Origin of the sequence: Corynebacterium sp. KPL4072 (genome assembly GCF_037908395.1) — a bacterium.
GTDB lineage: Bacteria > Actinomycetota > Actinomycetes > Mycobacteriales > Mycobacteriaceae > Corynebacterium > Corynebacterium kefirresidentii.
This window is the reverse complement of record NZ_JBBMGE010000002.1, coordinates 326,188-340,297: the sequence shown is the minus strand read 5'-3', so window position 1 is coordinate 340,297 and position 14,110 is coordinate 326,188. Positions and strand designations below refer to the sequence as shown.

Below are 14,110 nucleotides of genomic sequence, written 5' to 3'. Positions count from 1 at the left end.
GTCCGATTTCGCGTGTTCGGGCAGTGTCCCTGCCCAGCGCGAGGAGTGCTTGTGACTAAGCTCGTGGCCATTGTGACTACTCCAACTCAACTCCCTCTGGCCGTGATCACCGTGACTTATAGTCCCGGACAATACCTCGGTAGTTTTTTAGACTCCCTGCCGAGTGCGTACGCCCGCGGCACCAAGGTGGTGCTTGCGGATAATGGCTCTACCGACGGTGTTCCCGAGGCTGCCGCCCGCGAGCGCGCCGGGGTAGATTTCCTCGATACCGGCGGGAATATCGGCTACGGCGCTGGCATGAATGCCGGTGCCCGCTTTGCCCGCGAGCGCGGCGGAGTAGATGAGGAATTTTTCCTGATTTCCAACCCGGATGTTGCTTTTAGACCGGGATCTATCGATCGGCTCATCGAGTGTGCCCGCCAGTGGCCGGACGCCGCGGCCGTGGGCCCGCGCATAGTAGAGCCGGACGGCACCAATTACCCCTCTGCGCGTGCCGTGCCCACCGTAGCGACCGGCATTGGGCACGCCCTCTTTTCCTCGATCTGGCCCTCTAATCCTTGGTCGCGCGCTTATCGCAATGAAACCGATATGACTACGCAGCGGCCGGCTGGTTGGTTATCTGGGTCCTGCCTTCTTGTGCGTTGGGATGCTTTCGAGGCCATCGGCGGATTTGATGAGCGTTACTTCATGTACCTCGAAGATGTAGATCTAGGCGATCGCTTCGCGCGTGCCGGCTACCAAAACATTTTCTGCCCAGAAGCAGTCATCAGTCACGCCAAGGGACATTCCACACAAGCGCACGCCGGCGCCATGCTACGCGCTCACCACAACTCCGCCTATCGCTTCCAAGCAGACCGCCACCCCGCCTGGTGGCAGGCCCCATTGCGTGGTGCACTGTGGCTGGGGCTGCGGGTGCGTGGGTTAATTGCCTCGGCATCGGCAGGTTCTTAGGCCGCGGTGCGCGTGCCGTTGACCTAGATTGCGCTTTTAAGCTCTACACTGTCCCTCAGAAAATCACCGAATAAAACTGTCCGCATACATAAGGAAGACTATGACTGAAGCAGTCACCACCCACGGTGCCAGCACGGATGCAGTGATTCTCGTTGGCGGTCGCGGTACCCGCCTGCGTCCACTAACCATCGGTACACCGAAGCCGATGCTGCCGACGGCCAACTATCCGTTCCTGCAGCATCTTCTCGCCCGCATCAAGGCCGCCGGCATCGAGCACGTGGTCATGTCTACCTCATATAAGGCTGAGGTCTTTGAGGAGTACTTCGGCGACGGTTCGGACCTCGGCCTGGAGATTGAGTACGTGGTGGAAGAGACCGCACTCGGTACCGGCGGCGGTATCCGTAATGTCTACGACAAGCTGCGCAATGACACCGTCATGGTCTTCAACGGCGATGTGCTGTCCGGCATGGACCTGGAGGGAATCCTCACCACGCACCATGACAAGGATGCCGATGTCACCATGCATCTGCTCAACGTGGCTGATCCTCGGGCCTTCGGTTGCGTGCCTACCGATTCCAATGGACGGGTAACCGCCTTCTTGGAAAAGACTGAGGACCCGCCGACCAACCAGATCAACGCCGGCTGCTACGTATTCAAGCGTTCGGTCATCGAGTCTATTCCGGCCAATCGCGTCGTCTCTGTCGAACGCGAGACTTTCCCGGGACTGCTGGCAGAAGGCCGCCTCGTCGTCGGTCACGTGGACAACTCCTACTGGCGCGACATGGGCCGCCCAGATGACTTCACTCGCGGATCGTCGGACTTGGTGCGCGGCATTGCGCCTTCCCCGCTGATTGAAGGCAAGACCGGCGAGTCGTTGGTGGATCCTTCGGCCGGCATCGCTGGTGGCGTGCTGCTGCTGTCCGGTACTGCCGTGGGCCGTGGCTCCGAGGTAGGCGCCGGATCTCGCCTCGAGGGCACCGTCGTCTTCGATGGCGTGCGCATTGAGCCAGGTGCCATCATTCATAACTCCATTATTGCCTCCGGCGCTCATATTGGCGCCAACGCGGTCATTGAAAACTGCGTCATTGGCGAGGGCGCCCACATCGGAGCGCGCTGCGAGCTTCTCGACGGCATGCGTGTCTTCCCCGGCGTTTCCATCCCGGACGCTGGAGTGCGTTTTAGCTCCGATGCTTAACGCTTCTGCCGTGGGCTGAGCCATGCGATAAGTCCGACTGGGGTAGGCCGAACTGAGGACAATGCGTCTTTGGTTCGGCCTTTTTCATGCGGAATTACTCAGCCTGTCCTTCTCAAGCTGCCACCATAATGCGAAATCTGTGCAGCGTTGCTGAGTACGTAGATCCCTTCTTTGAGAGATTGTGCGCGCGACACGCCGGAATTTTCTGAAAATTGTTGACAGAAAAACGGGGTGCCACTACATGTAGTACCCCCTACCTACACCCCCGGTGGGGCGTAGTTGTTACAGATGTGACGTGTGGGGATCGTGTGCTGCGTTTTTGCCGAAAAGTGCGAAGAAGCCACTAATTCGGGTTGACGATATTTAGTGATCCGGTGTGAAATTACATCAGTGAAAGAAACAGCGGCCGACGCCGTTACTTCCACACCGGCCCGGCGGGGTTACCCAAAGGGAATGTGGTGTACGGTCGGTTGCACTGATTAGAATTACCCAACCTCGGAGAAAGGAAAAGGCGTGGACAAAATGGCTAATAACAACGCCATTCTCCGTGGCGGTGCTGCTGCAGAGATGTCACTCGATGAACTCTTCGGTGCCGTCGAGCAGGAGTGGCAGGACCAAGCGCTGTGTGCACAGACGGACCCTGAAGCATTCTTCCCTGAAAAGGGAGGTTCTACCCGTGAGGCTAAGCGCATTTGCCAGGCCTGCGCGGTGCGTGATGAATGCTTGGAGTACGCGCTGGAGCACGACGAGCGCTTCGGTATTTGGGGCGGGCTTTCGGACCGTGAGCGCCGCCGCCTCAAGCGCGAGATTGGATAATTAAGGTGTCCAGAAAGGTCCCGGGCAAGCACATGACGTGCGGCCCGGGGCCTTTCTGCTAGGTCATATCGTGAAGGTGGCTACCAGCTATAGCGTGGATCCACTTCCTCCGGATCCAAGTTGAGATAATTCGCCACGAGCGCGGTAATAACCGTACCTAGAAGCTCGGAACGCTCGGACGGGGTGGAAGCGCGCTGCTCGATGGGCATGCGGAAAATGACCAACCGGGCGCGCGTGGGGTGGCCTGCGGAGTCTACGCCGGCAGGAACCACGCGCCCGAGGGGGACCGGCCCATCGGCGATAATCTCATCCGGGAGCACGGTCATATCGGGTGAGAGTCGCATGCGCGGAATGGTGTCTACGGCTAGGTCGAGGCCACGCAATTGCGGGGCGAAGGAGTTTTGGATGGGGGCATAGGCCTCCAAGACGGCCATGTCGAAGTGCTCGCGCGCGCTGCGGTAGCGCGGGGTCTGCTGGGGGAGGAGGGGTCCGCGCATGCCGTGGCCGTGTCGGTCGCGGGCGGGGCGGATATGCGGGCGAGCGGCGGTCATGCCCTGATTCTAAGTCGCAGGTGGTCTGGATTTAGCGGAGCCACGCCGGGGCGAAGACTATCTAAATCTCAACTAAGGGTTTAGACTTATGCGCTGTGACTATTTCTCGCCATTGCTCCCGCCCAGGCTGCGGCCGCCCCGCCGTGGCGACATTGACCTATGCGTACGCGGACCAGACGGCCGTGGTCGGCCCGCTGGCGGAAGAAGAGAACCCGCACAGTTGGGACCTGTGCGCCACGCACCGCGATCGCATCTCGGCTCCGGTGGGCTGGGAGCTGGTGCGCGTCGATCGCATCGAGCTGGATGAGGAAGACGATTTGATGGCCCTGGCAGAGGCGGTCAAGGAAGACGGCCGCGTGACCACCGGCTTGGTCGATGACGGTAGCGCCGGTTCGGGAGCAGACCCTATCGACTATTCCGCGACCTTTGATGGCGCTGACCCAGCTAATTCGAATCACCCGGTCTTTCGTACCCGTCGCGTGGCTTATGCCAAAAAGGCCCGCCGTGCCCACCTTTCGGTTGTACCCGATGAAACAACGCCGGCGGAATCGGAACTGGACTGACACGGACCCCGCAGTGCGGTAGTTTCCCTGCGGGCGAGAGTACTATTGCTGGGTATGCGAACTCGTGAGCAGCTTGATGCAGTAATTAAGGCCTATGACGTCCGTGGCGTGGTGGGCGAAGATATCGATGAAAACTTCGTGCGCGATACGGGCGCTGCGTTTGCCGCCATCTTGCGTGAGGAAGGCGAAAATACCGTGGCCGTCGGCCACGATATGCGTCCCTCCTCACCGTCTTTGGCGCGCGCCTTCGCTGAGGGTGTGACCTCGCAGGGGCTCAATGTGACCCTGTTGGGGCTGACCTCTACCGACGAGCTTTACTACGCCGCTGGTTCCCTGGAGTGCGCGGGCGCTATGTTTACCGCCTCCCACAACCCAGCCAAGTACAACGGAATTAAGCTCTGTCGTGCCGGCGCAGTGCCTGTGGGCCAGGAGACTGGTTTGGGGCAGATTAAGCAGATGCTTATTGAAGGCACCCCGGAGTACACCGGCACTGAAGGTGCGATTGCAGAGCAGGAGATCCTGGCTGGCTATGCGGACTTCCTCCGCAAGCTGGTGCCGTTGGAGGATTCCAAGCCTCTCGTCGTGGCTGTAGATGCCGCCAATGGTATGGGTGGCCACACCGTGCCGGCTGTCTTCGATGGCCTGCCTTTCGAGGTTCGCGATTTGTACTTCGAACTTGACGGTACCTTCCCGAACCACGAGGCTAATCCGCTGGACCCGAAGAACCTAGTGGATCTGCAGAAGTTCACCGTGGAACAGAAAGCCGACATTGGCTTGGCGTTCGATGGCGATGCGGATCGCTGCTTCGTCGTGGATGAAAAAGGCCAGCCGGTTTCCCCGTCTGCCATTTGCGCGTTGGTGGCAGGGCGCTACTTGGATAAGTTCCCCGGCGCTACCATCATCCACAACTTGATTACCTCTAAGACCGTGCCGGAGCTCATCAAGGAAAAGGGCGGCACCCCAGTGCGCACCCGCGTGGGTCACTCCTTCATCAAGGCCCAGATGGCTGAGCACAAGGCCGCCTTCGGCGGTGAGCATTCCGCGCACTATTACTTCCAAGAGTTTTGGAATGCTGATTCCGGCATGCTTGCCGCTATGCACGTGCTGGCAGCGCTCGGCCAGTCCGATAAACCGCTGAGCGAGCTCATGGCAGAATACTCCCGCTATGAAGCCTCTGGTGAGATCAATTCCACCGTGGAGGACCAGAAGGCCGCTACCCAGGCAGTGCTGGATGAGCTGGCGGATAAAATTGAGTCCGTCGATGAGTTGGATGGTGTGACTGTCGAGCTCAAGGGAACCGAGGCCTGGTTTAACGTACGTGCCTCCAATACGGAGCCGCTGCTGCGTCTTAATGTGGAGGCAAAGACCGCCGACGAGGTTCAGTCCATCGTCGACGAAGTCCTCGCCATCATCCGCCGTTAAACCTCGGCGCGCGAGTGGGAGACCATGTCCTCCCACTCCACGAACTTCTTGCGTTCGCGGCCCTCGCGTTCGCCCAGTGCGCGCTCGGCCGCGTCCAAACGCTGCCAGTCCTGCCACGTCAGGTATTCGATTCCCCGCTCGCTAAGAACCTCGGTGATATCTGCGGCGCTGGAAGGGGAGGGGAGGGTGCCGGAGGCGGCGTCGGCAAGCAGCATGTCAATCGTTTCCGTGGCATCGGACTTGGTATTGCCAATGAGCCCCACTGGCCCGCGCTTAATCCACCCGGTGGTGTACAGGCCCGGAACTACCTTGCCAGCCGCATCGATGACATGGCCGCCATCATTATTGATGACGTTTTTGTCCTGGTTGAAGGGCACGCCATCGACCCCATCCGAGCGGTAGCCGGTGGCGAAATAGACCGCCTGCACCGGCCATTCGGTGAACTTCCCAGTACCGTGCACGCTGCCATCCCCATTAAGGGCGGTGCGCTCGGTCTTAATTCCGCAGACTTTGCCGTCTTTCCCCAAAATCTCCACCGGCTGCTCAAAAAGGTGAATCTGCAGGGTGTGCGGTGCCTTTTTCGGATCGCGGATAGCGTACTGCTCGAGCACCTGGCACACCAAGTCAGTGGACTTGCTTTCTTGGCGCGCGGCCAGCGAAGCCTCGTCATAGTCAATGTCCTCCGGGGAGACCACGACATTAATGGATTCCGAATGGTCCAGCTCCTTGAGCTCCTGCGGGGTGAACTTGGCCTGAGCCGGGCCGCGGCGGCCGAAGACGCGCACAGTCTCGGCCTGGTTCTGGGCCAGGGAATCGTAGACATTATCGGGGATTTCGGTCACCTTGAGCTCGTCACCGGTCTTGGACAGGATGCGGGAGACATCAAGGCCCACGTTACCCACGCCGATGACTGCAACCTCCTTGGCAGAAAGATCCCAGTCCCTCTCGAAGCGCGGGTTGCCATCGTAGAAGCCCACGAACTCGCCGGCACCATGTACGCCGTCGAGGTCCGCGCCGGGGATGTCGCGGTGGCGGTCGCCCACGGCGCCGGTGGCAAAGATCACGGCATCATAATGCTGCTGCAGCTCATCGACGGTGATATCCCGGCCGATGTGCACGTTGGTCAGCAGGCGAATCTGCTCCGTATCGAGTACGCGGTGGAGGGATTTAATGATGCCTTTAATGCGCGGATGGTCCGGTGCTACGCCGTAACGGATGAGGCCAAAGGGGGCGGGCATCTGTTCAATGAGGTCAATCTGTACCTCACCACCGGTCTTTTTTACCAAGATGTCGGAGGCATAGATGCCGGCCGGGCCGGCACCGATAACGGCTACTTTTAAGGGCTGATTCATGCTACACGAATGCCTTTCTCTTTCCTGCGGGGCTAGACCGCTGGGTTCATTTTCTTTGCCTTATTCTTCTGGCAATTGAACCGTCTGGTCTAGGTTGCGGCAAGGCTATGAATTAGTTTCTAAAAATGTTCTGACTTTTGTGCAGGTTATGGCGATTTTTTACTTGAAAATAAAAAAGACCGCTTTGTCTGCCTGATTTAGACGGGTAGGTTGTCTTTCAATACTTAGGAAAGGCAGGTTGAGATCTACACCATGACCACCGCGACTAATACCAAGCGCACACCCCGCGCCAAGAAGCCCGAAGGCCAATGGAAGATTGACGGTACCAAGCCCCTCAATAACGATGAGGTAATTAAGCAGGAGGATGGTGGGCTTTCTGCCAAGCAGCGCGTCATCGATATCTATTCCAAACAAGGATTTTCCTCGATCCCTTCTGATGACCTAGCTCCTCGGTTCAAGTGGTTGGGCCTTTATACCCAGCGCAACCAGAACTTGGGCGGCGAGATGACCGCTAAGCTTTCTAACGCTGAGCTGCAGGATGAGTACTTCATGATGCGCGTGCGCTTCGATGGCGGCCGCGCCGATCCTGCCAAGCTGCGCGCCGTGGGTGAAATCTCGCGCGATTATGCCCGCTCCACCGCGGATTTTACCGACCGCCAAAATATCCAGCTGCACTGGATTCGCATCGAGGATGTCCCCACCATTTGGGACAAGCTTGAGTCGGTGGGGCTGAGCACGCTTATGGGGTGTGGCGACGTGCCCCGCGTTATCCTGGGCTCGCCTGTCGCGGGCGTGGCAGAGGACGAGATTATCGATGCCACCCCGGCCATTGAAGAGATCAAAAATACTTACCTGCCGCGTGAGGAGTTCCATAACCTACCGCGCAAATTCAAAACCGCCATCTCTGGCAACTCCCGTCAGGACGTCACGCACGAGATTCAAGACGTCGCCTTCGTAGGCGTGAATCATCCGGAGTACGGCCCCGGATTCGATTGCTTTGTTGGCGGGGGCCTTTCCACTAACCCGATGCTCTCGCAGTCCCTTGGTGCATGGGTTCCCCTGGAGCGTGTGCCTGAGGTGTGGGCCGGTGTGGTCGGCATCTTCCGTGACTACGGCTTCCGCCGCAATCGAAACCGAGCCCGCCTGAAGTTCTTGGTGGCTAAGTGGGGCGTTGAAAAGTTCCGCCAAGTGTTGGAAGAGGAATACCTAGATGAGCCGCTGCTGGATGGCGTCCCGTTGGAAGTCGAGCCCGGCTCCCGCGATCATCTTGGCGTGCACCGCCAAAAGGACGGCAAGTTCTACGTGGGCGTGAAGCCTACAGTGGGCCATGCCACCGGCGAACAGCTCATCGCTATCGCAGACGTGGCTGAGAAATTCGGGATTAGCCGTATTCGCACTACCCCGATGAAAGAGCTGCTTTTCCTCGACGTCGATGAAGAGGACATCCCGAGCCTATCCCGTGCGCTCGACGAGACCGGCCTGTATTCCCAGCCATCCGAGTTTCGCCGTGGCGTCATCTCCTGCACCGGGCTGGAGTTCTGCAAGCTCGCGCACGTGACCACCAAGGCCCGCGCCATCGAGTTGGTGGACATCCTGGAAGACACCCTGGGTGATCTGGATGTGCCGATTTCCATCGCGCTCAACGGCTGCCCCAACGCCTGTGCGCGTTCGCAGGTAGCAGACATTGGCCTGAAGGGGCAGATCGTCACTGATTCCGAGGGCAACCGTGTCGAGGGTTTCCAGGTCCATCTAGGCGGCGCCCTTGGCCTGTCTCCGGACTGGGGCCGCAAGCTGCGTGGCCACAAGGTCGTGGCCGATGAGGTGCCTGAGTACGTCATTCGCTTGGTCAACAAATACAAGGAACAGCGCGAGGAAGGTGAGCAGTTCCGCCACTGGGTCTTGCGCGCAGCTGAGGAGGACTTGCAGTGAATTTTCGCCGCCAGCCCAATCCCAACCGCAACCATCCCAGCTTCTGCCCGTATTGCGCCGGAACCGACCTCTTTCCGGACGAGGAAGACGACTTTGCCTGGAAATGCCAGGAATGCTTGCGGATTTTCTCCGTGCGTTTCCACGGCCAGGACGATGCCCCGGTAGCCCCTGCACCGGCCGTGTCCTCCAACGAAGCACTGAAGCGTTCGCTTGCCCGCCGCGGCCACACCACGGCGCCAAAGGCTTAAGGATGCCCCATGCCCGCACTTATTACCCTGTCTCACGGTTCACGGCATCCGGGTGCTGCGGCCGGAATTGAGCGTTTGACCCAGGCCACGGGCCTGCGTCCAGCTCGTGCGGCGCACCTGGAATTCAACGAGCCCGACCTCACCGCGGCCGCGCTCGAGCTTGCCCAGGTGGGGGAGACCGAGGCAATTGTGGTTCCCCTGCTTTTCACCCAGGGTTACCACCAGCGCGTTGATGTTCCGCGCGCGCTTGCCGCAGCCTCCCAGACCTCACACTTGTCCCTCCACCTCGCCGCAGGCCTCGGCACTGGCGAGGACCTCGCCCATGTGCTCGCCTCACGTACCCGGCCCGGCGACGCCCACGTGGTCATCTATTCCGTTGGTTCTTCCGATTCAGCGGCGAATGATGCCATCCGTGAGCTCGCCCACCGCACCTTCGCGCTCACCGGCGTACCCGCGACGGTGGAATTTGCTACCCGTGGTGGTCGCGAGGGGATCGTGCGCCTGTGCCGCGAGCATGCGGCACCTAAGCGCGTGCGCGTCATACCGCTCTTTGTCACCGAGGGGCTGCTCCTAGACCGCTTGGCGGGTGTTCCCGCGACCGTTGAACACCCGCTCGGCACTGATCTTTCAGGCCTCGTCGCAGACCGTTTTCATCATGCACGCCGCGGCGCACAGGAGGTATTCGCGCCATGCTAACTCTCATTCTTATCGCCCTCGCCGGCGCGGCCGCCAACCTCGTGGACGGTGGCATCGGCATGGGGTTCGGCGTCACATCTACCACGATGCTGCTCCTTGCCGGCCTAGGTCCCGCGCAGGCCTCTGCCGTCGTGCACACCGCTGAGCTTGGCACCACTGCCATTTCCGGTTTGAGCCACGCACGCTTCGGCAACGTGGACTGGAAGACGGTGGTCCGCCTTGGCGTCCCCGGCGGTATTGCCGCGTTTGTGGGGGCCACGTTGCTTTCGAATATTTCCACTGCCGCTGCCGCACCGGTGACCGCACTCATCCTGGTAGGCATAGGTGCCAACCTCATCTGGCGGTTCGCTCAGCCACGCCGCCGCGGTTCCGCCTACAAGCGCTCGCATTCCACTCCGTTTCTCGCTGGCCTTGGCCTGGTGGGTGGATTTGTCGATTCAACCGGTGGCGGTGGCTGGGGTCCCGTGTCGACCTCCACGCTTATGGCCATCGGTCGCGAGCAGCCGCGCCGCATTGTGGGCACGGTCAACGCCGCCGAATTCCTCGTGACCTTGGGCGCTACCGCGGGCTTTATCGTCGGCCTCTGGCACGACATCGTCGGCAACCTTGCCGCCGTTATCGCGCTTCTCATCGGCGGCGCCATCACTGCTCCCATCGCTGCGTGGCTCATCTCTCGTATCAACCCGGTCCTGCTTGGTGGATTGGTGGGCACGGCCATCGTAGGGCTTAATATCAGCAAGGTTATCGGCGGCGCCGAGACCTACTTTGGCTGGTCAGTGCCATCAGCAGTTACCTGGGTAGTCATCGCCGTCGTGGTCGCTGCTGGTGTGGCCGCTACAGTTTGTGGCACGCTGCGCACCAGGCGTGCCCGTGCAGCGGAATTGGAAGCAGAAAACGCTGAGGAAGCCGCCCACGCAGACTTTCATACCCCGGATTACCCAGAGCGTGTCGCCGCCGCCCATCACTTCCACGGTTCGCGCAGGTCAGGTGTCACCATCGTGCAGGATAAGGCGCCCGAAAGCCCCGCCTCGGACCGAATGTAGCGCATCGACTGCGGCCTTTGGCCAGGCAATAGACCAACGTTTGGCTGCAGTAGGCGGAACGCGGCCGAAGGTGGGGTTAGGGCTTATGTGAGTCTTGCTACCCTGAACCCGCTAGAGGCCGGCCACCTCGCCGATGACATAGACCGCCGGCGAGGAGATATCGTGCTCTGTCATCGTCTGCGCCAGTGTGGCCAAAGTGCAGCGGTAAGCGCGCTCGGTAGAAAGCGTGCCTTCTTGGATGATGGCGCAGGGGGTGGAAGGGGAGAGGGAAGCTGCAATAAGCGTGCTAGCAATCGCCGGTGCATTCTTAACCCCCATAATGACCGCCAGCGTGGCGCCAGAACGGGCGAGAGCTTCCCAGTCCACCAAGGACTTCTCGTGGCCGGGTGGTAGATGCCCGGAAACCACCGTGAAGCCGTGGACGATGCCGCGCTGAGTTACCGGAACGCCAACGGCTGCGGGAACGGAAATAGCTGAAGTTACGCCCGGAATGACCGTGGTGGGAATCGAGGCTTCCGCCAGCGCTTGAACTTCCTCAAATCCGCGCCCAAAGACGAAGGGATCGCCACCCTTAAGGCGGGCTACCTTGCGGCCAGAGCGGGCATGAGTGATGAGCAACTCGTTGATCTTTTCCTGCGAGATTGACTTCTTATAGGGGAGTTTAGAGACGTCAATGAGCTCTTTGGAAGAAATATCACACAACCTATCGAGCTGCGCCGTAGGTCCCAGGTGATCGGCGAGAATAACCTCTGCATCCTGCAAGGCGCGCATGCCGCGTACGGTAATGAGGTCCCACGCGCCGGGGCCGCCGCCAATGAGGGCCACGGGATGGATCTGTGCGGAAGTCATGGGACTCCATCTTAGTGGGTGCCCGACTATGCTTAAGCCACATGGATACCGGTAATTATGATGCCGAAACCGTGCGCTTTTTTGATGTCGCGCACGAAGGCGCTCAAATCCGCCTACTGGCCGGAGAAGTGGAGCTTTGGAGCGAGGCGCTCCGCGGGCTTAATCCTCGCTCGCTGGTCATTATCCCCACCGATGCGATTGCCAGGGAAGCCGCCCACTTGGGTGTCGGCCTTGCAGAGCCGCTGCGAATCCCGCTCGTCGTCACCGAATCGCTCCCGCGTTACGTGGGAGCATTGGACGTGGTTGTTGTCGTAGGCGAGACCGGCGAATGCGATTGGGCTTCGCGCGCACTAATTGCCGCCAGCCAGCGCGGCGCCACCACCGTTTTGATTGGCCCGGCCAAGGGCCCGCTCGTGGAGGACTGCCCGGACGATACCCTCATCGCCCCCTGCCTACCTACGGCAGAGGGCAGTTCGCCCGCTCGCAACATCGCCGCACTGCATGCTCTGTGCTGCCTGCTCTACCAGGACCCGACCGCGGTGAAAGAGATCCTGGAGGATGTTGCTGCAGCCGTGGACCGAGAACTCGCGCAGCTTTCCCCTGAGCGCGATGCCACTACCAATCCGGGCCGCCAACTGCGCGAATTTATCGAAGGCGCCCGCATCATCCACTCCTGCGTGCTCGACCCTTATTCCTTTTCTGAGCGGCGTGAGCACGTGCAGATCGACGCCCTCGTCGCTCGTATGGCTGCGACCATCTGGGCGGTGCATGGCCTGCCGAGCGCTTTCGTGGATCCTGCGGAATTGCGACGCGCACTCGACCGAGATTCCGATAGCTCCCGAGCAAATGATCTCTTCTTTGACCCCTTCATTGATGGCGATGGCACTGCGGATGCTTTGGTACCCTTGAAGGTGATTTTCTGGGGGCAGGAAGAGGCGAACCTGCCCAACTCGCTTGCAGTCCGCAGCATTGACCCGGAACCGGGCCTCGGGCATCTTGCCCGCTCACTGCAGCTTATTACGCGGAGTTTTGCCGCGACCGCCTACGAGATTTCTAAAGGATAGAAACACATGCAGCTGTTGCACAGCGCCACCCGCAACTATTCCTGGGGCTCGCGTACCCTCATCCCACACCTGCAGGGTCAGCCCGATTCAGAAAAGCCCGTCGCAGAGCTGTGGTTCGGCGCCCACCCCGGTGACCCGTCTATGGTGGATGACCGCCTGCTCAATGAGGTCATTGCGGAGGATCCAGCAGGGCAGCTAGGCAGCCGCGTTTCCGCCGAGTACGGTGAGCGCCTGCCTTTCCTCCTCAAGGTGCTTGCGGCCGAGGAGCCGCTATCCCTACAGGCGCACCCGTCGAAGGAGCAGGCAGAGGAAGGTTTTGCCCGCGAGAATGCCGCTGGGATTGAACTCACCGCACCCAACCGCAACTACAAGGACGATAACCACAAGCCCGAGCTTATCGTTGCACTCACGGATTTCTATGCCATGGCTGGCTTCCGCCCGCTGGCGCGCACTCGCGAGCTTTTTGCTGCCTTGGAGTGCCCCGAGCTGGATCATTACGTTGCCATGCTGGACGAGGACCCCTCGGTAACCACCGAGTCCGCCAACCTTCGCGTTCTCTTTACTACGTGGATTACCATCCCGTCCGCCAAGCGCAAGGAACTCATCGCCGCCATAGTCTCCGCTGGTGAGCGCCTTATTGCCGCGGACCCGGCCGATTGGAAGTCCCGTGTAATGTCCACGGTGCTGGAACTCAACCAGCGTTACCCGGGCGATATCGGTGTATTGGGTGCACTGTTGCTTAACCACATCGAACTTTCTCCCGGCGAGGCCGTCTACCTAGATGCGGGCCAGCTGCACGCCTATGTCTCCGGCCTTGGCGTAGAGATTATGGCCAACTCCGATAACGTTTTGCGCGGCGGCCTTACCCCCAAGTTCGTTGACGTTCCCGAACTAGTCAAGGTTCTCACCTACGCGGCTGCCGATGAACCGCGTGTTCAACAGCAGGATAAGTCCGCTCAGAATAATGTGCACGATGCCGCCGCATGGTCTTACCCGGTCCCGATTGAAGAATTCCTGCTAGACCGTGTAGAGCTTAGCGGAGCGTCTTCTGTGGATTTTGATTACGATGGCCCGACCATCGCCCTGTGCACCGCAGGCTCCGTTACCTTTACTGATGCCGCCGGCAAGACCCTCACCGTGACCCCCGGCCAAGCCGTCTGGTTGCCTGCCTCTGAGGGGCGAGTCACCGCCACTGCGGCATCCGACGCGGCCGACCTCTTCGTCGCCCGCGCTTAGCCCGCCTGCGCTTGGCTCGCCTGCGCACCAGCGCGCTTTGCCGAACCCCTCTTCGCCGGGGTTCAGGCGAGGCGTGGAACTTCAATTCCGGCGCGCTGCCGCCGCTTTCGTCGCTGCGCGAGTGCCTCATATGGCTGTTTCTTTCACAGCTCTAATGGTCCGGCGCATACAAAAAGCACGTTTCCTCGAAATTCG

14 protein-coding genes are annotated in these 14,110 nt (G+C 60.3%); 11 read left to right on the top strand and 3 right to left on the bottom strand.

Features of this window, described 5'->3' with window-relative positions; translation table 11 throughout:
- The first annotated feature begins 51 nt into the window (after positions 1-51).
- From WMP97_RS03540 to WMP97_RS03530, 3 genes are all read left to right on the top strand, one after another.
- Positions 52-951, top strand: coding sequence for a glycosyltransferase family 2 protein (locus tag WMP97_RS03540; protein WP_086587977.1), 900 nt, complete (start codon positions 52-54; stop codon positions 949-951).
- Between the two features lie 100 nt (positions 952-1,051).
- Positions 1,052-2,146 carry a sugar phosphate nucleotidyltransferase gene (locus tag WMP97_RS03535; protein ID WP_086587978.1) on the top strand — a complete coding sequence of 365 codons (1,095 nt, stop codon included), beginning with the start codon at positions 1,052-1,054 and terminating at the stop codon, positions 2,144-2,146.
- 567 nt (positions 2,147-2,713) lie between these two features.
- Complete coding sequence (locus WMP97_RS03530) at positions 2,714-2,962, top strand: WhiB family transcriptional regulator (RefSeq protein WP_005528147.1); 249 nt, start codon at positions 2,714-2,716, stop codon at positions 2,960-2,962.
- An 80-nt stretch (positions 2,963-3,042) separates the two neighbouring features.
- Here WMP97_RS03530 and WMP97_RS03525 read toward each other — a convergent pair whose 3' ends face one another.
- Positions 3,043-3,513, bottom strand: coding sequence for a metallopeptidase family protein (locus WMP97_RS03525; RefSeq protein ID WP_023020761.1), 471 nt, complete (start codon positions 3,511-3,513; stop codon positions 3,043-3,045).
- Positions 3,514-3,608: 95 nt separating this feature from the next.
- Between WMP97_RS03525 and WMP97_RS03520 the strand changes: the two genes are divergently transcribed.
- Entirely contained in the window at positions 3,609-4,076 is a 468-nt protein-coding gene (locus WMP97_RS03520) for a DUF3499 domain-containing protein (RefSeq protein ID WP_086587979.1), read from the top strand.
- Positions 4,077-4,130: 54 nt separating this feature from the next.
- Positions 4,131-5,498, top strand: coding sequence for a phosphomannomutase/phosphoglucomutase (locus tag WMP97_RS03515; protein WP_340439817.1), 1,368 nt, complete (start codon positions 4,131-4,133; stop codon positions 5,496-5,498).
- Here WMP97_RS03515 and WMP97_RS03510 read toward each other — a convergent pair.
- Positions 5,495-6,850, bottom strand: a complete 1,356-nt coding sequence (locus WMP97_RS03510) for an FAD-dependent oxidoreductase (RefSeq protein WP_340439816.1) — start codon at positions 6,848-6,850, stop codon at positions 5,495-5,497. The genes WMP97_RS03515 and WMP97_RS03510 overlap by 4 nt on opposite strands.
- 252 nt (positions 6,851-7,102) lie before the next feature.
- Between WMP97_RS03510 and WMP97_RS03505 the strand changes: the two genes are divergently transcribed.
- Genes WMP97_RS03505 through WMP97_RS03490 form a run of 4 tightly spaced genes read left to right on the top strand, consistent with a single transcriptional unit; the run spans position 7,103 to position 10,766 of the window.
- Entirely contained in the window at positions 7,103-8,779 is a 1,677-nt protein-coding gene (locus WMP97_RS03505) for a nitrite/sulfite reductase (protein WP_340439815.1), read from the top strand.
- A complete protein-coding gene (locus WMP97_RS03500; protein WP_023020766.1) occupies positions 8,776-9,027 on the top strand; it encodes a hypothetical protein in 252 nt (83 codons plus the stop codon). The genes WMP97_RS03505 and WMP97_RS03500 overlap by 4 nt, the downstream gene beginning before the upstream one ends.
- Before the next feature lie 9 nt (positions 9,028-9,036).
- Entirely contained in the window at positions 9,037-9,723 is a 687-nt protein-coding gene (locus WMP97_RS03495) for a sirohydrochlorin chelatase (RefSeq protein ID WP_086587983.1), read from the top strand.
- Positions 9,717-10,766: a sulfite exporter TauE/SafE family protein gene (locus WMP97_RS03490; RefSeq protein ID WP_086587984.1), complete on the top strand. Its 1,050-nt coding sequence runs from the start codon at positions 9,717-9,719 to the stop codon at positions 10,764-10,766. Before WMP97_RS03495 ends, WMP97_RS03490 begins: the two co-directional genes overlap by 7 nt.
- A gap of 111 nt (positions 10,767-10,877) precedes the next feature.
- Here WMP97_RS03490 and cobA read toward each other — a convergent pair whose 3' ends face one another.
- Complete coding sequence (cobA, locus tag WMP97_RS03485) at positions 10,878-11,615, bottom strand: uroporphyrinogen-III C-methyltransferase (protein ID WP_086587985.1); 738 nt, start codon at positions 11,613-11,615, stop codon at positions 10,878-10,880.
- 41 nt (positions 11,616-11,656) lie between these two features.
- On the opposite strand from cobA, the gene WMP97_RS03480 reads away from it, so the two are divergent.
- The gene (locus WMP97_RS03480; RefSeq protein WP_340439814.1) at positions 11,657-12,679 is read left to right on the top strand and encodes an exopolyphosphatase; all 1,023 of its coding nucleotides are present in this window, start codon (positions 11,657-11,659) and stop codon (positions 12,677-12,679) included.
- Positions 12,680-12,685: 6 nt separating this feature from the next.
- Positions 12,686-13,915: a mannose-6-phosphate isomerase, class I gene (gene manA, locus WMP97_RS03475; RefSeq protein WP_340439813.1), complete on the top strand. Its 1,230-nt coding sequence runs from the start codon at positions 12,686-12,688 to the stop codon at positions 13,913-13,915.
- Positions 13,916-14,110: the final 195 nt, after the last annotated feature.